At 52.4% G+C, this 24,435-nt stretch carries 15 protein-coding genes; 9 read left to right on the top strand and 6 right to left on the bottom strand.

The annotated features are described in order from the left end of the window. Positions 1-31: 31 nt before the first annotated feature. Positions 32-2,317 (bottom strand): class 1a ribonucleoside-diphosphate reductase subunit alpha, encoded by a 2,286-nt coding sequence (gene nrdA / locus AC5JPW_RS18820; RefSeq protein ID WP_494242644.1) that lies wholly within the window; start codon positions 2,315-2,317, stop codon positions 32-34. A 345-nt stretch (positions 2,318-2,662) separates the two neighbouring features. After that, positions 2,663-3,391 carry a bifunctional 2-polyprenyl-6-hydroxyphenol methylase/3-demethylubiquinol 3-O-methyltransferase UbiG gene (ubiG, locus tag AC5JPW_RS18815; protein ID WP_494242643.1) on the bottom strand — a complete coding sequence of 243 codons (729 nt, stop codon included), beginning with the start codon at positions 3,389-3,391 and terminating at the stop codon, positions 2,663-2,665. A gap of 158 nt (positions 3,392-3,549) precedes the next feature. On the opposite strand from ubiG, the gene gyrA reads away from it, so the two are divergent. Together gyrA and rcsC are read left to right on the top strand one after the other, a co-directional pair. Further along, the gene (gene gyrA, locus AC5JPW_RS18810) at positions 3,550-6,207 is read left to right on the top strand and encodes a DNA topoisomerase (ATP-hydrolyzing) subunit A (RefSeq protein ID WP_494242642.1); all 2,658 of its coding nucleotides are present in this window, start codon (positions 3,550-3,552) and stop codon (positions 6,205-6,207) included. 113 nt (positions 6,208-6,320) lie between these two features. Continuing rightward, positions 6,321-9,167, top strand: a complete 2,847-nt coding sequence (rcsC, locus tag AC5JPW_RS18805) for a two-component system sensor histidine kinase RcsC (RefSeq protein WP_494242641.1) — start codon at positions 6,321-6,323, stop codon at positions 9,165-9,167. Positions 9,168-9,204: 37 nt separating this feature from the next. Here the strand turns inward: rcsC and rcsB are convergent, their stop codons facing one another. After that, on the bottom strand, positions 9,205-9,855 hold the full coding sequence (gene rcsB, locus AC5JPW_RS18800) for a response regulator transcription factor RcsB (RefSeq protein WP_437430751.1): 651 nt from the start codon (positions 9,853-9,855) through the stop codon (positions 9,205-9,207). A 17-nt stretch (positions 9,856-9,872) separates the two neighbouring features. Then, positions 9,873-12,545, bottom strand: coding sequence for a phosphotransferase RcsD (rcsD, locus tag AC5JPW_RS18795; protein ID WP_494242640.1), 2,673 nt, complete (start codon positions 12,543-12,545; stop codon positions 9,873-9,875). A gap of 837 nt (positions 12,546-13,382) precedes the next feature. Here rcsD and AC5JPW_RS18790 point away from each other — a divergent pair. The 6 genes from AC5JPW_RS18790 to mgtE all read left to right on the top strand — a co-directional run bounded on the left by AC5JPW_RS18790 (position 13,383) and on the right by mgtE (position 20,743). Next, positions 13,383-14,504, top strand: a complete 1,122-nt coding sequence (locus AC5JPW_RS18790; RefSeq protein ID WP_494242639.1) for a porin OmpC — start codon at positions 13,383-13,385, stop codon at positions 14,502-14,504. A 116-nt stretch (positions 14,505-14,620) separates the two neighbouring features. Continuing rightward, positions 14,621-15,661, top strand: a complete 1,041-nt coding sequence (gene apbE / locus AC5JPW_RS18785) for an FAD:protein FMN transferase ApbE (protein ID WP_494242638.1) — start codon at positions 14,621-14,623, stop codon at positions 15,659-15,661. 72 nt (positions 15,662-15,733) lie between these two features. Then, complete coding sequence (ada, locus tag AC5JPW_RS18780) at positions 15,734-16,813, top strand: bifunctional DNA-binding transcriptional regulator/O6-methylguanine-DNA methyltransferase Ada (protein WP_494242637.1); 1,080 nt, start codon at positions 15,734-15,736, stop codon at positions 16,811-16,813. Continuing rightward, on the top strand, positions 16,813-17,463 hold the full coding sequence (alkB, locus tag AC5JPW_RS18775; RefSeq protein WP_494242636.1) for a DNA oxidative demethylase AlkB: 651 nt from the start codon (positions 16,813-16,815) through the stop codon (positions 17,461-17,463). Before ada ends, alkB begins: the two co-directional genes overlap by 1 nt. 73 nt (positions 17,464-17,536) lie before the next feature. Further along, entirely contained in the window at positions 17,537-19,180 is a 1,644-nt protein-coding gene (locus AC5JPW_RS18770; RefSeq protein ID WP_494242635.1) for a multidrug ABC transporter permease/ATP-binding protein, read from the top strand. A 126-nt stretch (positions 19,181-19,306) separates the two neighbouring features. Beyond that, the gene (gene mgtE / locus AC5JPW_RS18765; RefSeq protein WP_494242634.1) at positions 19,307-20,743 is read left to right on the top strand and encodes a magnesium transporter; all 1,437 of its coding nucleotides are present in this window, start codon (positions 19,307-19,309) and stop codon (positions 20,741-20,743) included. On the opposite strand, the gene AC5JPW_RS18760 is transcribed toward mgtE, so the two are convergent. Further along, positions 20,706-21,941, bottom strand: coding sequence for a SulP family inorganic anion transporter (locus tag AC5JPW_RS18760; RefSeq protein WP_494242633.1), 1,236 nt, complete (start codon positions 21,939-21,941; stop codon positions 20,706-20,708). The genes mgtE and AC5JPW_RS18760 overlap by 38 nt on opposite strands. Positions 21,942-22,219: 278 nt before the next feature. Here AC5JPW_RS18760 and mqo point away from each other — a divergent pair, with 278 nt between their 5' ends. Next, positions 22,220-23,875, top strand: a complete 1,656-nt coding sequence (gene mqo / locus AC5JPW_RS18755) for a malate dehydrogenase (quinone) (protein ID WP_494242632.1) — start codon at positions 22,220-22,222, stop codon at positions 23,873-23,875. 115 nt (positions 23,876-23,990) lie between these two features. On the opposite strand, the gene iraP is transcribed toward mqo, so the two are convergent. Continuing rightward, positions 23,991-24,335: an anti-adapter protein IraP gene (iraP, locus tag AC5JPW_RS18750; RefSeq protein WP_494242631.1), complete on the bottom strand. Its 345-nt coding sequence runs from the start codon at positions 24,333-24,335 to the stop codon at positions 23,991-23,993. Between the last annotated feature and the right edge of the window lie 100 nt (positions 24,336-24,435).

Below are 24,435 nucleotides of genomic sequence, written 5' to 3'. Positions count from 1 at the left end.
CGGAGCAGTGGTCAGGGGAGGGTATGCATTATTAGATCTTACATGCACCGCTTTCGCAGCCATCATCCTGAATCGACGGAGCCAGATCGTCCTGCGCATCTTCAGCACCGTCACGGGTGTTCTGATAGTACAGGGTTTTAACGCCGAATTTGTAGGCGGTGAGCAAGTCTTTGAGCAACTGCTGCATCGGCACTTTTCCGGACGGGAAACGTGACGGATCGTAGTTGGTGTTAGCAGAGATCGACTGGTCGATAAATTTCTGCATGATGCCCACCAGTTGCAGGTAGCCGTCGTTGTTCGGCATTTCCCACAGCAGCTCGTAGTTGTTTTTCAGCAGCTCATAGTCCGGCACCACCTGACGCAGGATGCCATCTTTTGATGCTTTGATGCTGACATGACCGCGCGGCGGCTCAATGCCGTTGGTGGCGTTGGAGATCTGCGAAGAGGTCTCGGACGGCATCAGGGCAGAGAGGGTGGAGTTACGCAGACCGTGGGTTTTCACAGATTCGCGCAGTGCTTCCCAGTCATAATGCAGCGGCTCGCTGGTGATCGCATCCAGGTCTTTCTTGTAGGTGTCGATCGGCAGAATGCCTTTGGCATAGGTGGTTTCGTTGAACCACGGGCACGCACCTTGCTCTTTCGCCAGTTCGTTCGAGGCTTTCAGCAGGTAGTACTGAATAGCTTCAAACGTCTGGTGGGTCAGGTTATTGGCGCTGCCATCGGAGTAACGCTTACCGTTCTTCGCCAGCCAGTAGGCATAGTTGATCACGCCAATACCCAGCGTACGACGACCCATTGCACCGCGTTTGGCGGCCAGAATTGGGTAATCCTGGTAATCCAGCAGGGCATCCAGCGCGCGCACGGCCAGTACGGCCAGGTCTTCCAGTTCGTTCAGGTTTGAAATGGCACCCAGGTTGAACGCAGACAGCGTACACAGTGCGATTTCGCCGTTTTCGTCATTCACATCGTCCAGCGGTTTGGTCGGCAGGGCAATTTCCAGACACAGGTTGGACTGGCGCACTGGCGCGATGGCCGGGTCGAACGGGCTGTGGGTGTTGCAGTGGTCTACATTCTGAATATAGATACGTCCGGTTGATGCACGTTCCTGCATCATCAGAGAGAACAGCTCTACCGCTTTAACACGTTGCTTACGGATGCTGTCGTCTTTCTCATATTTCGTGTACAGACGTTCGAATTCATCCTGATCGGCGAAGAACGCATCGTACAAGCCCGGTACATCGGACGGGCTGAACAGGGTGATGTCTTCACCTTTCAGCAGACGGGTGTACATCAGTTTGTTGATCTGTACGCCGTAGTCCATGTGACGAACGCGGTTGCCTTCAACACCACGGTTGTTTTTCAGTACCAGCAGGCTTTCGACTTCGAGGTGCCACATCGGGTAGAACAGCGTGGCAGCTCCGCCGCGCACACCGCCCTGAGAGCAAGATTTCACTGCTGTCTGGAAGTGTTTGTAGAACGGAATACAACCGGTATGGAATGCTTCGCCGCCACGGATCGGGCTACCCAGCGCACGAATGCGACCGGCGTTGATGCCGATACCGGCGCGCTGAGAAACGTATTTCACGATAGCGCTGGAGGTGGCGTTAATTGAATCCAGGCTGTCACCACATTCGATCAGTACGCAGGAGCTGAATTGACGAGTAGGGGTACGAACGCCTGACATGATCGGCGTTGGCAGCGAGATTTTGAACAGGGAAACGGCGTCATAGAAACGCTTCACGTAGTCCAGACGGGTGTCGCGCGGGTAGCCGGAGAACAGGCAGGCCGCAACCAGCATATAGAGGAACTGCGCGCTTTCGTAGATTTCACCGGTGACGCGGTTCTGCACCAGGTATTTACCTTCGAGCTGTTTTACCGCCGCATAGGAGAAGTTCATGTCGCGCCAGTGGTCGATAAACCCGTCCATCTGCTTGAACTCTTCTTCCGTGTAGTCTTCCAGCAGATGCGTGTCGTATTTGCCCAGCTCAACCATTTTAACAACATGATCGTAGAGCGCAGGCGGTTCGAACTGACCGTAGGCTTTTTTACGCAGGTGGAAAATCGCCAGACGTGCGGCGAGATACTGGTAATCCGGTGCGTCACGGGAAATCAGATCCGCAGCGGCTTTGATGATGGTCTCATGGATATCAGAGGTCTTGATACCGTCATAAAACTGGATGTGGGAACGCAATTCCACCTGGGAGATGGACACATTGGTCAGCCCCTCTGCCGCCCAATCCAGCACCCGATGAATTTTGTCGAGATTGATGCGTTCTGTCGCGCCATCGCGCTTTGTCACCAGTAGACTCTGATTCATGTGAAATTTACCTGTCCGTGAGAAAAATATCCCCCCATTTATCCACAACTCAGCCTTGTGACTAACTCTGTGGATAAATACTATATATAGGGGGTTTTAGATAAGAGAAACGCTATATGGTGAGTATTCTAGTAAGGATTCTTTTGAGTACAAGAGTTGATTTTGACGTTAAATTCAGGTTGCAAAAGGGTAATAAACGCTAAGTCCTCGTCTCATAAGGCCTGGCGGGGATGTCAATATTCCATAAAAAAAAATGAAAATTTGATCAAACGCTGATTTCTTCATCGGGAGGAGAAGATTGCACAACATGATGTCGCGCAATCTTTATAAGAATACTGAATGACGTTAGTTGTTTTTAGCGGTTGTATGCAACATATAGTTAACATCCACACCCGGCGCAAGCTTAAAACTGTTCAGCAGAGGATTGTAGTGCAAGCCGGTGATGTGCTGCTCCTGTAGGCCGGTACTGGAAATCCAGGTTAACAACTCAGCGGGCTTAATAAACTTCTTCACGTCGTGCGTGCCCTTAGGCACCATCTTCAGCACATATTCTGCGCCTACTACTGCCATCAGCCAGGCTTTGGCATTACGGTTAATGGTAGAGAAGAAGACATGACCACCGGGTTTAACCAGTTGCGCGCAGGCGCGAACCACGGATTGTGGGTCGGGGACGTGCTCCAGCATCTCCATGCAGGTGACGACATCGTAGCGCTGCGGGTGCTTCGCAGCATGGTCTTCCACAGTCTCTTGCACATAATCGACAGCAATACCGGATTCCAGCGCGTGTAAGCGTGCCACCTGCAGCGGTTCGAAGCCCATATCCAGGCCGGTCACAGTCGCGCCTTCGCGGGCCATGCTTTCTGCCAGGATCCCACCGCCGCAGCCCACATCCAGCACGTTTTTACCAAACAGGCCGTCGGCACGTGCTGCGATGTAGCCAAGGCGCAGTGGGTTGATGCGATGCAAAGGCTTAAATTCACCTTCAAGATCCCACCAACGTGATGCCACCGCTTCGAATTTGGCAATTTCAGCGTGGTCAACGTTTTGAGCAACCGACGATTTTTCGGCATTCATGGGCGCAATGACTCCTTTTTTTTCAAGACCGTCGAGTATAACAGTCCGCAGGCGCGAATAAAGCGTTGTGCGGGGTCTTTCCATTTACCTGATTCATTACGGTTGTGTTATAATTTGCGACCTTTGAATCCGGGATACAGTAGAGGGATAGCGGTTAGATGAGCGACCTTGCGAGAGAAATTACACCGGTTAACATCGAGGAAGAGCTGAAAAGCTCCTATCTGGATTACGCCATGTCGGTCATTGTTGGCCGTGCGTTACCAGATGTCCGCGATGGCCTGAAACCGGTTCACCGTCGCGTACTTTACGCCATGAACGTATTGGGCAATGACTGGAACAAAGCCTACAAAAAATCTGCCCGTGTGGTGGGTGACGTCATCGGTAAATACCACCCTCATGGTGATACTGCCGTTTACGACACCATCGTTCGTATGGCACAGCCATTCTCCTTACGTTACATGCTGGTTGATGGCCAGGGTAACTTCGGTTCGGTAGACGGCGACTCCGCCGCAGCGATGCGTTATACGGAAATCCGTATGTCGAAAATCGCGCACGAGCTGATGGCCGATCTGGAAAAAGAGACCGTCGACTTCGTAGATAACTACGATGGCACGGAAAAAATCCCGGATGTGATGCCAACCAAGGTGCCAAACCTGCTGGTGAACGGCTCGTCCGGTATTGCTGTCGGTATGGCAACCAACATTCCTCCGCATAACCTGACGGAAGTGATCAACGGTTGCCTGGCCTACATCGACGATGAAGACATCAGCGTTGAAGGGCTGATGGAACACATCCCGGGTCCGGACTTCCCAACGGCGGCGATCATCAATGGTCGTCGTGGCATTGAAGAAGCGTACCGTACCGGTCGTGGCAAAATTTACATCCGCGCACGCGCGGAAGTGGAAGCGGACGCGAAAACCGGCCGTGAAACCATCATCGTGCATGAAATTCCGTATCAGGTGAACAAAGCACGCCTGATTGAGAAAATCGCCGAGCTGGTAAAAGAGAAACGCGTTGAAGGTATCAGTGCGCTGCGTGACGAGTCTGACAAAGACGGTATGCGCGTGGTCATTGAAATCAAACGTGATGCCGTTGGTGAAGTGGTTCTGAATAATCTCTATTCACAGACGCAGTTGCAGGTTTCCTTCGGTATCAACATGGTGGCATTGCACCATGGCCAGCCGAAGATCATGAACCTGAAAGACATTCTTTCCGCGTTTGTCCGCCATCGCCGTGAAGTGGTGACACGTCGTACCATTTTCGAACTGCGTAAAGCCCGCGACCGTGCGCACATCCTTGAAGCACTGGCTGTGGCCCTGGCGAACATTGATCCTATCATTGAACTGATCCGTCGTGCGCCGACTCCGGCTGAAGCGAAAGCGGGCCTGGTGGCACGCTCCTGGGATCTGGGTAATGTATCGGCGATGCTGGAACGTGCAGGCGATGATGCTGCGCGTCCGGAGTGGCTGGAGCCAGAGTTTGGCGTGCGCGATGGTCAGTACTACCTGACTGAGCAGCAGGCCCAGGCAATTCTGGATCTGCGTCTGCAGAAACTGACTGGCCTTGAGCATGAAAAACTGCTCGACGAGTACAAAGAGCTGCTGGAGCAGATTGCTGAGTTGTTGCATATCCTTGGCAGCGCTGATCGCCTGATGGAAGTGATTCGTGAAGAACTTGAGCTGATTCGCGAGCAATTCGGTGACAAGCGTCGTACTGAAATCACTGCTAACAGCGCTGATATCAATCTGGAAGACCTGATCAACCAGGAAGATGTGGTTGTGACGCTGTCTCACCAGGGTTATGTGAAGTACCAGCCGCTTTCTGAATATGAAGCGCAGCGTCGTGGTGGTAAAGGTAAATCCGCCGCACGTATTAAGGAAGAAGACTTTATTGACCGCCTGCTGGTGGCGAATACTCACGATCACATTCTGTGCTTCTCAAGCCGTGGTCGCGTCTATTCGATGAAAGTCTACCAGTTGCCGGAAGCGTCCCGTGGTGCGCGTGGTCGTCCGATCGTCAACCTGCTGCCGCTGGAACAGGATGAGCGCATTACCGCAATCCTGCCAGTGACCGAGTTCGAAGAAGGCGTGAAAGTCTTTATGGCTACCGCCAGCGGTACTGTGAAGAAAACCGTTCTGACCGAATTCAACCGTTTGCGTACGGCCGGTAAAGTAGCGATTAAACTCGTTGAAGGCGATGAGCTTATCGGTGTGGATCTGACCAGCGGTGACGATGAAGTCATGCTGTTCTCCGCAGAAGGTAAAGTGGTTCGCTTTAAAGAGTCCTCTGTACGTGCCATGGGTTGTAACACCACGGGTGTTCGCGGTATTCGCCTCGGCGAAGGCGACAGCGTGGTGTCACTGATCATCCCTCGTGGCGAAGGCGCAATCCTGACGGCAACGCAGAATGGTTACGGTAAACGTACTGCGGTAGAAGAATACCCAACCAAGTCCCGTGCGACAAAAGGGGTTATCTCTATCAAAGTCACCGAGCGTAATGGTGCTGTTGTGGGTGCCGTGCAGGTTGATGATTGCGACCAGATCATGATGATTACCGATGCCGGTACGCTGGTGCGTACACGCGTTTCGGAGATTAGCGTGGTAGGGCGTAATACGCAGGGCGTGATTCTGATCCGTACTGCTGAAGATGAAAACGTAGTGGGTCTGCAGCGTGTCGCAGAACCGGTAGATGACGAAGAACTCGACTCTATCGACGGTAGTGTCGCGGAAGGGGATGATGACATCGCCCCGGAAGTTGATGACAGCGCCGCCGATGAAGTGGATGACGCGGACGAAGCCGACGACACCGACGAATAATCTGACTTATCAGGGCCGGTCTTTCCGGCCCTTTCTCTTTCCATTGCGGCACCGATGTTTTAACGCTACTTTAACCTCAGTTTATTCACCCCCCATGGCGGAGCTTCCCCAGGTTGAAATACCTCGTCTCTTTTCGCAGCACCCTGAAAGTTTCACGTTACCTCTTCAGGGCACTTGCGCTATTGCTTTGGCTGCTGATTGCGCTTTTTTCGGTTTTTTTAATCGTTAACGCGTTGCGTGATAAAGAGTCGGAAATTCGTCAGGAATTTAACTTGAGTTCCGATCAGGCTCAGCGCTACATCCAGCGCACATCGGATGTGATGAAAGAGTTAAAATACATCGCAGAAAATCGCCTGACGGCAGAAAACGGCATCCTTGCCTCGCGAGGGCTGGACGCCAAAACCGATGTTCCTGACTTTGAGCCGCTTTTTCCCGACTCAGACTGTTCTAAAATGGGCGCTGCCTGGCGTGGCTCCCTCGAGTCACTGGCCTGGTTCATGCGCTACTGGCGCGACAATTTTTCTGCGGCCTATGATCTCAACCGCGTATTCCTGATTGGCAGTGAAAACCTGTGTATGGCGGACTTTGGCCTGCGTGATATGCCCGTTGAGCGTGACAACACGCTGAAAAGCCTGCACGAACGGATCGTGAAATACCGTAACGCCCCGCAGGAAGAACGTAGCAACAATCTCTACTGGATGAGCCAGGGCCCTCGGCCTGGTGTTGGTTACTTCTATGCGCTGACGCCCGTCTACCTGGGTAACCGTCTGCAGGCGCTGCTGGGTACTGAACAGTCTATCCGGATGGAGAATTTCTTCACGCCCGGCAGTTTGCCAATGGGCGTGACGATCCTCGACGAGAATGGTCACGCACTGATCTCCCTGACGGGGCAGGATAGCCGCCTTGAGGTTGATCCGCGCTGGATGCAAGCGCGCAGTTGGTTTGGCTATACCTCCGGTTTCCATGAGTTGATCCTCAAGAAAAGCCTGCCGCCTTCTTCCCTGAGCATCGTCTATTCAGTGCCTGTGGATATGGTACTTGAACGCATTCGGATGCTTATTCTCAATGCCGTGTTGCTGAACATTCTGGTGGGGATTGCGCTTTTCACGCTGGCACGTATGTACGAGCGGCGCATTTTTATCCCGGCAGAAACCGATGCCCAGCGTCTTGAAGAACACGAGCAGTTCAACCGTAAAATTGTCGCCTCCGCGCCAGTAGGGATCTGTATTCTGCGTACCCAGGATGGCACCAACATCCTGAGTAACGAGCTGGCGCACAATTACCTCAATATGCTGACGCATGAAGATCGGCAGCGGCTGACGCAAATCATCTGCGGGCAACAGGTCAACTTTGTTGATGTGCTGACCAGTAATAACACCAACCTGCAAATCAGTTTTGTGCACTCTCGCTATCGTAACGAGAACGTAGCCATTTGCGTGCTGGTGGACGTGAGCGCCCGTGTCAAAATGGAAGAGTCGCTACAGGATATGGCGCAGGCAGCAGAGCAGGCCAGTCAGTCGAAATCCATGTTCCTTGCCACCGTCAGTCATGAATTGCGCACCCCGTTGTACGGCATAATCGGTAACCTGGACCTGCTGCAGACCAAAGCACTGCCGAAAGGGGTCGACAGACTGGTTACGGCGATGAATAACTCGTCCAGTCTGCTGCTAAAAATCATCAGTGACATTCTCGATTTCTCAAAAATCGAATCCGAGCAGCTTAAAATCGAACCACGTGAGTTTTCACCACGTGAAGTGATGAGCCACATCACAGCCAACTATGCTCCCCTGGTGGTGCGCAAGCAGCTTGGACTGTACTGCTTTATTGAACCCGATGTGCCCGATACGCTCAACGGCGACCCCATGCGTTTGCAGCAGGTTATCTCCAACCTGCTCAGCAACGCGATTAAGTTCACCGATATTGGCTGCATTATCCTTCATGTTCGCAGCGACGAGCACTATCTCAGCATCCGCGTCCGTGATACCGGTGTGGGGATTCCGGGCAAAGAGGTGGTACGCCTTTTCGATCCGTTCTTCCAGGTCGGGACCGGCGTGCAGCGTAACTTCCAGGGCACCGGGCTGGGGCTGGCGATTTGTGAAAAACTGATCAGCATGATGGATGGCGACATTGCTGTTGATACCGAACCGGGTATGGGCAGCCAGTTCACAATTCGTATACCGCTCTATAATGCTGTTGCACCTGTTCCCGTGGATGTGGATGGTCTGACGAACACCTGTTGCTGGCTCTCGGTACGTAATGCTTTCCTGTCCAGCTATCTTGAAACCTTACTGGCACACAATGGCATTCTGGCGAAAACCTGGGATGGCCGCGAACTGGATGCGCAGGATACGCTGATTACGGATGATGATCTGCCAGCAGACTGGAGCGGACGGGCAGCTATAGTGTTTTGCCGTCGGCATATCGGTATACCGTTAGAACGTGCGCCGGGTGAATGGCTGGTGAGCGTTGCGGCACCACATGATCTGATTGCCTTGCTGGGGCATATTTACCGTATCGATCTGGATACACAGGAAGTGAGCAATGCTCTGCCATTATCAGGTAACGTAGAAGCACAAAACGATGACCTGATGATTTTGGTTGTAGACGATCATCCGATAAACCGTCGCCTGCTTGCCGATCAGTTAGGATCGTTGGGTTATCAGTGCAAAACCGCGGCAGATGGCGTTGATGCGCTCAATGTGATGAGTAAAAACAAGATTGATATTGTACTGAGCGACGTCAACATGCCGAATATGGATGGTTATCGCCTGACGCAGCGCATTCGCGAAATGGGGCTGACGTTGCCGGTGATTGGCGTCACGGCTAACGCACTGGCTGAAGAGAAGCAGCGCTGCCTCGAATCCGGCATGGACAGCTGCCTGTCGAAACCGGTCACTCTGGATGTACTGAAAGTGACGCTGGCAACCTACAGCGCGCAGGTAAGAAAAAACAGAAGGTAAAAAAATCAACCCCGGCGAGTGCCGGGGTTGCGAGGTATTATTCTTTCTCTGTTTGCGTCAGGGTGACGGAGGAGAGATAGTTCAGCAGAGCGATATCGTTCTCAACACCCAGTTTCATCATCGCTGATTTTTTCTGGCTACTGATGGTCTTAATACTGCGGTTCAGCTTCTTGGCAATTTCCGTGACCAGGAAACCTTCAGCGAACAGACGCAATACTTCGCTCTCTTTCGGTGACAGACGTTTGTCACCATATCCACCAGCGCTGATTTTTTCCAGCAAACGGGACACGCTTTCCGGGGTGAATTTTTTGCCTTTCTGCAATGCGGCCAGTGCCTTCGGCAGATCGGTCGGCGCGCCTTGTTTCAGGACAATACCTTCGATGTCCAGATCCAGCACTGCGCTCAAAATGGCCGGGTTGTTGTTCATCGTCAGAACAATGATCGACAGGTTCGGGAAATGGCGCTTGATGTACTTAATCAGCGTGATGCCATCACCGTATTTGTCGCCTGGCATGGACAGGTCAGAAATTAAAACGTGGGCGTCCAGTTTTGGCAGATTATTGATGAGTGCTGTGGAGTCTTCAAATTCGCCAACGACATTAACCCATTCGATCTGTTCGAGTGACTTACGAATACCGAACAGTACAATCGGATGGTCATCGGCAATAATTACGTTCATATTGTTCATGTATTTAGGCTACCTTGCTACAGCAAGCTCTTGACGTAAGCGTCAATGTCGCTGATGTAATTTTCTATGCCTGGAGCATCCTTCTCTCGAATTAAATGCTCCAGCGTTTCGCACAACTGCTTACCAGGAACCAAATTAAGCATGGCAAACACCCCTTTCAGGCGGTGCGCTGTCTGAGCCAGCGCAGCGAAATCGCTACTCGCTGATTCAGTATACAACCTCTTAACATCATCCGGTACTGTGTCAACAAACAGCGCATAATAGCCGCTGGCGTGGAGTTCCGCGTTTTCATCGCCCCCCAACGGTGACTCCAGTACCTCTTCCTGTGCCAGTTGTTCTTCTATGAGTTGCAATACCGCTTCCTGCATTGCATTGCTCATATTAAAGTTGACGCGCAATTGGCCTGGGCCAATTTTCCGCAGACCCGCTTCATCATCGCTTAAAAGCAAGCCCGCGGATGTAAGATTAGACGGATTATCAGTTAAAAACAGGTCAAACTCTTGACTTAATTGTCGTTCGTCCGGGGAGATGCAGGTTGCCCCCCAGTTTTCGAGCTGTCGAACCACAATATTGCGGATTTCACTGGAGGTGATATCTATCATCGCAACCACATCATCAAGCAGTTTCTCTTCTTCCTCTTCTGCCTTCTGCGAACGGGCAGCCATCTTCACATGCAGTGAATAGCGTGTTCCCAACTCTTCCCGGGATTTTATATTGAGATGCCCGCCGAGTTTTCTTGCCAGCTGATCGCACAGCCAAAAGGTGAGGGCGTTGGCTTTACCGTACTGATCGTTTTGCGTGGTATTGAGGAACGGGAAATGAAGATTATCGATTTCGCTGGTCGTCACACCCGTCCCGGTATCGAGGATGCGGAAGGTCAGGCGATCGTCTGCCGATTCGTCCCGGTTCACCTCAAGGGTAATTTTACCGATTTGCGTGGTCGTGACCGCGTAGTGAATCAGCAGCATAAGAATCTTCAGTAATGCATCGCGATCGCCATGGCGAACTTCATTCGCTGGGAGCGCGTTGTTGATCAGAAGTTGAAGTCCTTTGCGTTTAATCACCGGCAGAACTTGTGGCACCACTTCGTCAATCAAATCCTGGATGGAAAATTGCGTGGGCTGACCCTTCCAGCTATCGTTTTCCAGCATGTTAGCCAACTGGATATCATCCACCAGACGCGCCACAGCTTCTGCATGCGTCGCCAGTTGATTCGCATCTTTGTCGCCAATCGCCAGTGCTTCGCTGACCAGGGCACTCACCGGGTGCTTAAGAGCGTCGCCAATATTTTGCATAAAGGCCGCACGTCCCTGCTGGTTTTTCTCGTACAGGCGTTGAGCCTGTTTGAGCTTTTTATTCACCAGAACTTCCCTGTCCTGATCGCGGATGATGAAAATCTGTGTCCGTGAGGAGACCTGACTGCGGAACTGGCGAATCTCATACAGTTCATTATTAATCGTGGCCTGAATAACTCCCTGATGCTGATCCGCCATTGAGGTGATGTTCTGCAGATTCAGGTGCGGCAAAAGATGGTCGGCGATTTTATTGCTTAGCACCGTGCGGTTGGATTCCTGGTCGTGAACGAGAAGACCCAAAGGCAACAGTGAAACAATTTCTTCATTAAATGCCCGCATCATCCGCAATTCGTTGCTGTTCCCTGCCGGGGCAAGGCTGTCGCTACTGCGACCGGGCTGATGGCGAAACGTGGTGTAGCCAAAAAGCGCCAACGCCAGCAGTCCGATATTCAGTAACAGCGGCAACAGGATGTTTTGCAGAGTGTCGAGCAGGAGCGTACCAAACGGCACCTGCCAGACCAGGCGAAGGCCAGTGGTGTTCAGCGAAGAGGCAATCTCAATTTTTGAACTGTTAAAATTGATGGTGGCACTATCGGCACTTTCTTTATCTGTTGTGCGCAGGTTGGTTTGCGTGGGATCGTTATCCAGACGGAAACTGTCCAGCGTCATGCCTGGCGGGATTAAATCATTAATAGGCAGATCAAAGGCAACCACGGTCGCCAGATGACCTGGCTGATTAAAGGTGGTGCGCAGGGTAAAGTAGTGACCGTTTTGCCAGGCGAGACTGCGCAATGTCGAGAAACTTTCGCGTTCATCCAGTGCATTTGCCTGCTGAAGCATCTCGGCACGTCGGGAGTCGACAATGCCGCCAATGGCTGACTCTTTAAAACCGGAGGACAAATCTTTTAAGGGCAGGGTGGAGACCAGAATCATGCTGTTATCCTGGCCGTTGAGATAATACATTGACCACGGAATGGTCTCGGCGCCCCACAACGTGTCCAGATAAGTGGAGATCCGCTGGGTCATATCAAGCGTGGAACTGTCGTGCGAACCAAAAATCAGCGCTTCCGTTTTCCGGCGAGGTTTTTCCAGATAGTAGACATCTTGTTTGAGGCGCGTTTCCTGCAAACCGTCACTGGTGGTGGTCGACGATGCAGCGGCAATGTTGTCGTAAATCTGCCATGTTGCATAACGCCAGGTGTCAATCCGCTTATGCATGGCATGCGTAATGTCGACAACCTGGTAACTTTTATCCTTTAGCCACGCATTGACCGCGCTTTGAACCATCACGCCCATCGTCACCAGCAGAACGATGATCAATAAAAGAAAGAAACGGGTAATGTTGCCCGGTATCAGGGAAAACTTGCCAGGGATCATGGTGTCCGATCGACTCATTCGTGTGTGTAACCCGTAATGACAACACTGCAGAAGAAACTCAACGCCAGCGCTGAGACAATATTGCTGCCATGCCATAAGAGCCCGCCAGCAGTCGTGGCGCTCTTGTAGATGTTATGTTGCAGAGCAGTGTACAGCAGGCAGTATATCGGGTACTGAATGAATTTCCAGACTCTCTTTCAGGCAAGTGCCTACACAAGAAAAGAAAATCATGTTTTTTAAACGAAGCGGTAAAAAACGAACAATTCGTGCGAAATTGACGCAATATTTGCCGCCTCGTTGAATTAAATCGCACGAAATAACAAGAAATTAATTAATATTCACTCGATAAATTTTTTTATGGCATGATAATTGATTAATTAATAGTCATTACAAATTGTTGATTTTTTGAGTGAATAACGTCGACTGTAAAGAAAGGTAAAAAAAAACCGAATGCCAGGCATTCGGTCGTAATAGGGGTAAATAGACATTCAGAATCGAATGACGGTAATAAATAAAGTTAATGATGATAGCGCTTATTATATTAGTGATGATTTTTTGTTGAGGTTTTGCATTCAGTGCTAAAAATGTATTTTTCATCTAACTTCATGATTTCTATTGTACTTATATTATATATTGATTATTCGTGCTATATTTTTTAGCTATTCGTGCTTTAAAAAGTTCCGTTAAATTTACAAATTGAAACACCTCTATTAAATATGAAACATCTTCAAAATTTTCGTATCATATTCTTATTGGATTATTCTGTATTTTTAAGGAGAATGAATTGACTGACTGATTAGAGGATTGATCAGTAAGCAGTGGCGATAAAAATGCATATAACAGAGGGTTAATAACATGAAAGTTAAAGTACTGTCCCTTCTGGTACCAGCACTGCTGGTAGCAGGCGCAGCAAATGCAGCTGAAATTTATAACAAAGATGGCAACAAATTAGATCTGTACGGTAAAGTTGATGGCCTGCACTATTTCTCTGATGATGCAGGCTCTGACGGCGATCAGACTTATGTGCGTTTCGGCTTTAAAGGCGAAACTCAGGTCAATGACCAGATCACCGGCTACGGCCAGTGGGAATACAACGTCCAGGCCAACGATACTGAAAGCGCAAGCGATCAGGCCTGGACCCGTCTGGCGTTCGCGGGTATCCGTGTCGCTGACGTAGGTTCTTTCGACTATGGTCGTAACTATGGCGTCATCTATGACGTGACCTCCTGGACCGACGTTCTGCCAGAATTCGGCGGCGACACCTACGGTTCTGACAACTTCATGCAGTCTCGCGCTAATGGCGTGGCGACCTACCGTAACACCGACTTCTTCGGTCTGGTTGATGGCCTGAACTTTGCTCTGCAGTATCAGGGTAAAAATGGCAGCGTAAGCGGTGAAAACGACACTGGACGTAGCACGCTGAAACAGAATGGCGACGGCTACGGCATGTCTGTTACCTATGATATCGGTGCAGGTTTCAGCGCCGGTGCAGCAGCATCTTCATCTAAACGTACTTCTGACCAGAATGCAGCAGGCGTATACGGCAGCGGCGATCGTGCTGACGTTTACTCTGGCGGCCTGAAATATGATGCGAACAACATCTACCTGGCAGCTCAGTACTCCCAGACCTACAACGCAACCCGTTTTGGTAACTCTCAGAACGGCAGCACCGACTACGGTTTTGCTAACAAAGCGCAAAACTTCGAAGTGGTTGCTCAGTACCAGTTCGATTTCGGCCTGCGTCCGTCCATCGCTTACCTGCAGTCCAAAGGTAAGGACGTGACCAACGGTACGACCAACTACGGCGATCAGGATCTGCTGAAATATGTTGATGTAGGCGCGACTTACTACTTCAACAAAAACATGTCCACCTATGTTGACTACAAAATCAACCTGCTGGACGACAACACCTTTACTCGTAACACTGGCACCAGCACCGACAACGTCGTTGCTCTGGGTCTGGTTTACCAGTTCTAAGCACTGCGCTTTGTATCAAGGGGCCAATCTGGCCCCTTTTTTTATGTCTGAACTCAGCCTCACAAGGGGTAAATTTTGGTGTACGCTTGCGGCCAGAACTCAGGGAGAAATACGACATGGCGATAACTTCATGGCGCGTGGGCATACTGTTTGCGCTGATACTGTGCGGGTGTGACAACCCATCCCCTAAAGCGGAACAACAAACGGTACTGGAAGGGAAAACCATGGGTACCTTCTGGCGGGTCAGTACGCCTGCGACCACGCCGGAACAGGCAAAAATTCTCACGACTAAAATTCAGGCGATGCTGGATGGCGATGACCAACTCCTTTCGACCTGGAAACACGATTCCGCGCTGATGCGTTTTAACCACGCCACAAGCCTTGAACCCTGGCCGGTCAGTGAAGGGATGGCGGATATCGTCACGATCGCACTGCGTGTGGGGGCGAAAACCGAGGGCGCGATGGATATTACCGTTGGCCCGCTGGTTAATCTCTGGGGGTTTGGCCCGGATAAACAGCCCGTTAAAACACCGACTCAGGCCGATATCAATGCCGCGAAAGCCCGTACCGGGTTACAACATCTGAAGGTTATCAATCAGGCTCAGCAGCAGTATCTGCAAAAAGATCTGCCCGATCTGTTTGTGGATCTTTCGACGGTGGGTGAGGGCTATGCTGCCGATCATCTGGCTCGTCTTATGGAGCATGAAGGGATTTCGCGCTATCTGGTTTCCGTCGGCGGGGCACTGGTCAGCCGTGGGATGAATGGTCAGGGAACCCCCTGGCGCGTAGCCATCCAAAAACCCACTGACCAGGAAAACGCGGTCCAGGCGGTGGTCGATATTAATGGCCACGGTATCAGCACCTCCGGGAGTTACCGCAACTATTATGAACTGGATGGCAAACGTATTTCCCACGTGATTGATCCGCAGACGGGCAGACCTATCGAACATAAACTGGTCTCGGTCACGGTGATTGCGCCCACGGCGCTGGAGGCCGATGCCTGGGATACCGGGTTGATGGTGCTGGGTAAAGAGAAAGCGCAGGCTGTCGTACAACGTGAAGGATTGGCCGTCTATATGATCAGCCGCGAAGGCGATCATTTCACGACGTGGATGTCGCCACAGTTTTCTGCGTTTTTGTTAAGCGAGAAGAATTAGAGAGCAAGAATGCGGGTTTTTTCGTCCAGGTGAACGGGCAGAGTGGGGCTAGACTTGAACGAGGAGCCTGAGATGAAAACAGCCACTTTATTATCGACCGCATCACTCACTGACGAGCAGCGCTGGCAGGCGGTCTGCGAGCGAGACAGCCAGCAAGACGGACAGTTTGTCTTCGCAGTGCGCACCACCGGTATTTTTTGTCGACCCTCGTGTCGCTCACGACGCCCGCTACGGGAGAATGTTGGCTTCTATTCTGATGCCGGTGCTGCTCTTGCCGCCGGTTTCCGCCCTTGCAAGCGCTGCCAGCCGGATAAAATCGATCCGCTGCTCCAGCGTCAGGCGAAAGTGGCAAAAGCCTGCCGTTTGCTGGAACAGGATACCCCAGTCACTCTGGAGACATTAGCCGATGCCGTGGCGATGAGCCCCTGGCATTTCCACCGGCTTTTCAAAAGCGTGACCGGCATGACGCCAAAAAACTGGCAACAGGCCTTCCGGGCAAAGCGCCTACAGGACACATTAATCCAGAGCAGCACAATTACCGAAGCAGTCCTCGCGGCGGGTTTTCCGGACAACAGCAGTTACTACCGACAGGCCGATGCCGCACTGGGAATGACTGCCAGCCAGTATCGCCGTGGGGGGGATGACATCGCCGTGCATTATGCTTTGAGTCGTTGCACGCTGGGCCACTGCCTGGTGGCAGAGAGCGAGCGGGGTATTTGTGCGATCCTGCTGGCTGACAGTGACGAAGCGCTACTCGCCGAGTTGCAGCAGATTTTCCCTCATGCTCAACGTGAGCCGGGGAGTGCACGATTTACTGAACGTGTTGCTCAGGTTGTGCAGCGTCTGGATGACCCGAAATCGCCCTTTACACTGCCGCTGGATCTTCGGGGAACGGCCTTCCAGCTTCAGGTCTGGCAGGCGCTACGCTCGCTTGCTCCAGGGGAAACCATAAGCTACCAGACGCTGGCAGAGCGCATTGGCAAACCGAAGGCGGTGCGGGCGGTAGCCAGCGCCTGCGGGGCGAACAAACTGGCTATCGTAGTACCTTGTCACCGGGTGGTACGGGCTGATGGCGGGCTGTCAGGTTATCGCTGGGGGGCGACGCGTAAGATGCGATTACTGCAACAGGAAGCCAAAGAGCAGGAGAGATAATGCTGGATTTGTTCGCCGATGAAGAGCCCTGGCAGGAGAGTCTGGCACCCGGTGCTGTGGTTCTGCGCCGCTTTGCCCTGAAAGACGCCGACGCGCTGCTTCGTGGGGTAGATGAGGTTGCTCAACAATCGCCGCTGCGCCATATGGTCACACCGGGCGGCTACACCATGTCCGTCGCCATGACCAACTGCGGTGAGGTAGGCTGGACAACGGATTCCGGTGGGTATCTCTACTCCCCCATCAACCCGCAAACGGGCCAGCGCTGGCCTGCCATGCCCGCTGCTTTCACTGCACTCTGCGATGCCGCAGCCGTCGCGGCAGGTTATGCGAATTTCCGGCCGGACGCCTGTCTTATCAATCGTTACGTTCCCGGCGCAAAGCTCTCGTTGCATCAGGATAAAGACGAGCCGGATCTCCGTGCACCCATTGTCTCCGTCTCTTTGGGGTTACCGGCGATTTTTCAGTTTGGTGGCCTTGCGCGCAACAGCCCAATACAGCGCCTGATGCTTGAACATGGCGATGTGGTGGTGTGGGGCGGCGAGTCGCGACTCTTCTACCACGGTATTGCACCGCTTAAAGCAGGGCATCATCCGGCGACAGGGGAATGCCGGTATAACCTCACTTTTCGTCAGGCCAGAAAGATTGAATAAAAATAAGAATTATTCTTGATGTAAACAATCAGCCGTTTAAACTGCGGGCTGTTTATGTTTACAGGTTGTTACTATGGAACTTCTCCTGCTGGTCTGGCGCCAGTATCGCTGGCCTTTTATTGCCGTGCTTGCGCTGACGCTACTTAGTGCGGCACTTGGCATTGGGCTCATCGCCTTTATCAATCTGCGGTTGATTGAAACCGTGGATATCTCGCTTACCGTGCTGCCGGAGTTCCTTGGACTGCTGTTGCTGCTAATGGCGGTGACACTAGGCTCACAGCTGGCATTAACGGCGCTCGGTCACCACTTTGTTTATCGCATGCGCAGCGAGTTTATCAAACGCATTCTGGATACGCCGATTGAGCGTATTGAAAAGCTGGGCAGCGCCTCGTTGCTTGCCGGGCTGACCAGCGATGTGCGTAACATCACCATCGCATTTGTGCGTCTGCCGGAACTGGTGCAGGGGATTATCCTGACGGTGGGGTCATCGGCCTATCTGGCGTGGTTGTCGGGCAAAATGCTGGTCGTCACTGCACTGTGGATGGCGCTGACTATCTGGGGTGGATTTGTGCTGGTGTCCCGCGTTTACAAACACATTGCGACGCTGCGTGAAACCGAAGACAAGCTGTACAACGACTTCCAGACGGTGCTGGAAGGGCGTAAAGAGCTGACCCTCAACCGCGAGCGTGCCGAGCACATCTTTAAGAACCAATATCTGCCGGACGCACAAGAGTATCGTCACCACATCATTCGCGCTGATACCTTCCACCTGAGTGCGGTGAACTGGTCGAACATTATGATGCTGGGCGCCATTGGCCTGGTGTTCTGGATGGCGAACGGCCTGGGCTGGGCGGATACCAACGTAGCGGCGACCTATTCGTTGACGCTGTTGTTCCTGCGCACTCCGCTGCTTTCTGCAGTCGGCGCACTGCCGACCCTGCTCAGTGCGCAGGTGGCATTCAACAAACTTAAGCAATTCTCGCTGACGCCCTATAAAGCTGAGTTCCCGCGCCCGCAGATCTACCCGGACTGGGAAACCCTGGAATTCCGTGACGTCACTTTTACCTATCAGGACAATACCTTCTCTGTCGGGCCCATCAACCTGACCCTCAAACGGGGTGAACAGGTGTTCCTGATTGGCGGTAACGGCAGCGGTAAATCCACCTTTGCCATGCTGCTGACCGGTTTGTACCAACCGGCAGCGGGTGAAATCCTGGTGGACGGCAAACCGCTGGCGCAAGAGAAACCGGAAGATTACCGTAAGCTGTTCTCTGCTGTGTTCACGGATGTCTGGCTGTTTGACCAACTGCTTGGATCGGAAGGCCAGCAGGCCAATCCACAGCTGGTGGAAAAATGGCTGCATCAACTTAAGATGTCGCACAAGCTGGAGCTGAAAGACGGCAAAATCCTCGACCTGAAGCTCTCGAAAGGGCAGAAGAAGCGCGTGGCGCTGTTGCTGGCACTGGCAGAAGAGCGCGATATTTTACTGCTTGATGAGTGGGCCGCTGACCAGGATCCGCATTTCCGTCGCGAGTTCTATCAGGTGCTGCTGCCGCTGATGCAAGAGATGGGAAAAACCATTTTTGCGATCAGCCACGATGACCACTACTTTGTCCATGCCGATCGCCTGCTCGAAATGCGCAACGGCCAACTCAGTGAACTGACCGGGGAAGAGCGCGCGCTCGCGTCCCGGGACGCTGTCGCCCGTACCGCATAACCCCTGGCGCTCTCCCTGACGGGAGGGCGCTGTCTGTTTTTCCCGCATACACACTGCCCGTTTAGTTTTATTTACACAGTCTGCCGCTATGCTTAAGCCTGCTGGATTATTTGCAGGGAAGGTTATATGTCCGTTATCACCAAAAAAAGCACTCGCTTACGCGATCAGGAACGTGCGCGTCTGATCTGGCTGCTCACCACTCATAAGACCCTCACCGCCACGCTGCTGGGTGAACTGACGCTTGCAGAGCAAGTTGATGCCGATGCGCTCACCAGTGATATCAGTGAAGTGAAGGCGCTGGTTTCACATCTGCCGCCTCCGGACTTAGCCGACACACTCGAAGGGCTACCTGTCGATGCGCGTCATGCGCTCTGGCGCATGGTTGAAGATGAGAAGCGCGGCAAAATTTTGCTGGAAGCCTCAGAAAACGTCTGGGAAGACCTGATCGATGAGATGAGTGACAAAGCACTGTTAAACGCGCTGGAAACGCTCGACATCGATGAACAGATTTGGCTGGTACAGCATCTGCCGCGAAACCTGACCGGCCGTCTGCTTGCCACGCTACCGGCGGCTGAACGTGCCCGCGTTCATCAGGTGATGCGTTATAAGGAAGATTGCGTCGGGGCGATTATGGAATTTGAGGTGGTCACCGTCCGCCCGGACGTGACCCTCGAAACGGTACAACGTTACCTGCGAGAGTTAGGCAGGATGCCAGAAAACACCGACAAACTGTTTGTCATCGGGCACGACGAGATCCTTGTAGGTGAATTGGGCCTGCAAACAATCCTGCTGAACGCTGGAGATCGGCGCGTTGACGAGGTGATGAACGTCGAACCGGTGGTGTTTTCTCCCCATGAAGATTCGGAAGATGCGGCCCGCACCTTTGAGCGTGACAACTTGATCAGTGCTGCGGTAGTTGATCCCGACGGGAAATTACTCGGCCGTCTGACCATCGATGAAATTGTGGATGTGGTCTATGAAGAGACGGACAACGATCTGCGCCGGATGGGGGGCCTCAGCAGTGAAGAAGATGTTTTTGCCCCGGTTACCCGCGCGGTAAGAAATCGTTGGGCATGGCTGGCAATTAACCTTTGCACTGCATTTATTGCTTCAAGGGTGATCGATGGCTTTGAGCACACCATCTCGCAACTGGTGGCCCTGGCCTCACTGATGCCCATCGTTGCGGGCATTGGCGGCAATACCGGTAATCAAACCATCACCATGATTGTCCGCGCACTGGCGCTGCAAACCATCCAGCCTGGCAACTTTCGCTTTTTAATTTTGCGCGAGTTAGGCGTGGCGCTGATCAACGGCCTCGTCTGGGGCGGGATTATGGGGGGCATTACCTGGCTGCTTTATGACGACATGGCGCTGGGCGGCGTGATGACGCTGGCGATGATATTGAATCTGCTGGTGGCGGCGATGATGGGGGTCATCATTCCGATGACCATGATGCGTTTTGGTCGCGATCCGGCGGTCGGCTCCAGCGTATTGATTACCGCAATTACCGACACCGGAGGCTTCTTTATTTTTCTTGGCCTGGCGACACTTTTTCTGCTGTAGTGCCGTGCTTTTTATGCAGGCGGGCGGGCAAAATCACCATCGCAATGAGCCCGGCTACCACGCCAATCGCCAGGTTGCCGGTGCTGATGGTGGCGGCCACGGTGACGAACATCACCAGGGTTTCTGCCACCGGTGCCTCGCGTAAGGTACCTGGCTGAATGCTGTGCCAGCTAAAGGTTTTCACGGCGACAATCGCCATGATCCCGGCGAGCACCACCATCGGAATTTTCGCCATCACGCTGCTCAGCGCGGTAACCAGCAACAGCAGTACCAGGCCTGCAACCGCTGTTGATACACGGCTGCGGCCTTTCCCCATCTCAACGTTGACGATGGTCTGCCCGATCATGGCGCAGCCCGCAATGCCACCGTAAAAACCGGCCAGAATGTTGGCAATGCCCAGCCCGGTACTTTCACGACTCTTATTGGAAGGCGTATGGGTGATGTCATCCACCAGGCGTGCGGTCAGCAGCGACTCCAGTAAACCCACAAATGCAATACTCAGTGCACAGGGCCAGATAATCGCCAGCGTTTCCAGGTTAAAGGGCACCAGCCACTCGGTAAAGCCCGGGAGCCCGCCCTGCATCGGACCTTCGTCGCCAACGGTCGGCAGGATTTGCCCGCTGAACACGGTAAACATTGTCAGCGCCACAATAGCCACCAGCGGCGCAGGAATACTTTTCACCCAACGCGGCCACCACAACACAATCAGCAGTGTCAGCACAAAGAGACCCAGAATCAGGGGATCACGGCTCCAGAAGTGAGGAACCTGGGCGAAGAAAATCAAAATACCCAGTGCATTCACGAACCCGGTCATCACCGATTGGGGAATAAACCGCATCAGGCGCGCCATGCGGGTGAGACCGAATATAATCTGGATAACCCCCGCCATAACCACTGCGGGCAGAATGTAAGCCACGCCATGCTGGTGGACCATTGGGCCAATAACCAGCGCTACCGAACCGGCAGCGGCAGTGACCATTGCCGGGCGACCGCCTAACAGTGACATGCCAATACAAAGAACCACCGATGCCAGCAGGCTGACCGTTGGGTCAACGCCAGCAATCACCGAGAAAGAGATCACTTCAGGGATCAGCGCCAGTGCAGTAATGACGCCTGCCAGCGCTTCGCGTGTGAGCAACTGAGGCGAGCGCAATACATCGCTCACATGACCGGGTAAACAGTTTAATTTTTCTGACATAACTTTATGGACTGGAAATCGGTGAAAGGCATAAGAAAAAACTATGAATGCCCCGGTTTTATTAAGGGGCAAAATAGTACTGTTAATCAGATCACAATGCCAGAAAAACTGGTTAAATTTAATGCTAAAAAGCAACTTATTAGTAACATTTATATAATGACTATTTAATGTTTAAACATTATTTAAAAACGCAGTTTTAAGTGCTAGGTTAGATCCGCTAACAAGTTTACCCGCGATAAATGCTAATAAAGCAGCACTAAAAGTAAGGCATTAACATTATGAAAAGAATGACTGCCAAGCTGTTTTCGATGGCTGTCGGGCTTAATGCTGTCTCAGCGGCGGCAAAAGCTAACGCGTCGAAAGAGCAGGAAACGGATGTGCTTTTAATCGGTGGTGGGATCATGAGTGCCACGTTGGGGACCTACCTCCAGGAACTGGAGCCCAACTGGACAATCACCATGGTCGAACGGCTGGATGCCCTGGCGGAAGAGAGCTCTAACGGCTGGAACAATGCCGGTACAGGGCACGCCGCGTTAATGGAACTGAACTACACCCCGCAAAACCAGGATGGTTCCATCAGTATCAAGAAGGCGATTGAGATTAACGAAGCGTTTCGTATCTCTCGTCAGTTCTGGGCGCATCAGGTGGAAACCGGTGTACTCAGCGAGCCGCGCTCATTTATTAACACCGTTCCGCACATGAGTCTGGTGTGGGGCGATGAAAACGTGAACTTCCTGCGTGCACGCTATAAAGCACTGCAACAAAGCTCGTTGTTCCATGGCATGCGCTACTCCGAAGATCACGACCAGATCCGCAAGTGGGCACCGCTTGTCATGGACGGGCGCGACCCGCAGCAGAAGGTTGCGGCTACGCGCACGGAGATCGGCACAGATGTTAACTTTGGCGAGATCACGCGTCAGTTGATTACGTCGCTGCAGAAAAAAGAGAATTTCTCTCTGAAACTGGGCAGCGAAGTGCGCGGTATTAAGCGTAATGCCGACAACACCTGGAATGTGACCATTGCCAGCAAGAACAGCGGCATGGAGCAGGTTGTGAAGACGAAGTTTATCTTCATCGGCGCAGGCGGGGCCGCACTGAAACTGTTGCAGGAGTCGGGCATTCCGGAAGCGTCAGACTATGCAGGCTTCCCGGTGGGGGGGCAGTTCCTGGTGTCGGAAAACCCGGATGTGGTCAACCATCATCTGGCGAAGGTCTATGGTCAGGCTTCCGTAGGCGCGCCACCAATGTCGGTGCCGCATATCGATACCCGTATTATCGATGGCAAGCGCGTCGTACTGTTTGGACCGTTCGCCACCTTCTCCACGCGTTTCCTGAAAAACGGCTCATTGTGGGATCTGTTGGGTTCAACTAACAGCGCCAACTTCCTGCCGATGGTGAGCGTCGGGCTGTCGAACTTTGGCCTGGTGAAATATCTGGTCGGTCAGGTTCTGCAGAATGATGACGATCGTTTTGATGCGCTCTGCGAATACTACCCACTCGCCAATAAAGAAGACTGGCGCTTGTGGCAGGCTGGTCAGCGCGTGCAAATCATCAAACGTAACGGCAAACAGCGCGGTGTGCTGCGTCTTGGTACCGAAGTGGTAAGCGATAAAGAGGGTACCATTGCCGCCCTGTTGGGCGCATCACCGGGTGCCTCTACAGCGGCACCGATTATGCTGGAACTGATGGAAAAAGTGTTCCCTGAAAAAGTGGTTTCGCCAGAGTGGCAGGCGACGCTCAAAAGGATCATTCCTTTCCTCGGTGTGCAGTTGGATGGCAACACTGATGCGGCGAATGAAGAATCACAGTACACCAGTCGTGTGTTGGGGCTGAAATGCGATGAATCGCTGATTGCCGATGCCACGCCGCCCGTACGCAAACCTTCGCACCCACTACCGGCGGATAACGAACCGGTTTCAGATATCGCGCTGTAAACAATAAAACCTGCTTCGGCAGGTTTTTTTATGTGTACGCAAATCTTAAACTGAATTCATTCAATTTTTCATACGGTTAGAGGATTCTTATTTGCGGTAAGAATAACTCATCCGCTTAAGCCGGATCGTCCTGATCGGTATTTGATAACCTTTCATTCAGGGACTGGTAGTCAATGTCGGCATCGGCATCATCAAGCAATCGTGTTACTGACAGCAGTTCGGTGAATTCCGCGAGGAGCATTTCCGCATCCGATTTTAGGGGGCTTTCCGCTACCTCAACCGCGGTATTGATCGCTTTCTTTACGTTCTCAATGATGTCGCGCACACCGCCGTTTTTACCGATTGTCAGCATCAGCGCACTGAGTAACAACGACTGCGCTTCAACCCGTGCAGTTAACCGCTTTGCTTCTGCGTCCATTTTAGAAATTTTGGCAATCATACTTATGATGACGTTTTTCATCTGATCCCCTTCGTGTGCCCGAAAAGCCCGATAGATCTTCCACTATTGCCATTGAGCTTAGGGCATTTCTCACCTTAAAGAATGCCGTGCAGAACACATT

It is taken from the genome of Phytobacter sp. (assembly GCF_059074235.1).
This window is presented reverse-complemented; position numbering and strand designations above follow the sequence as displayed.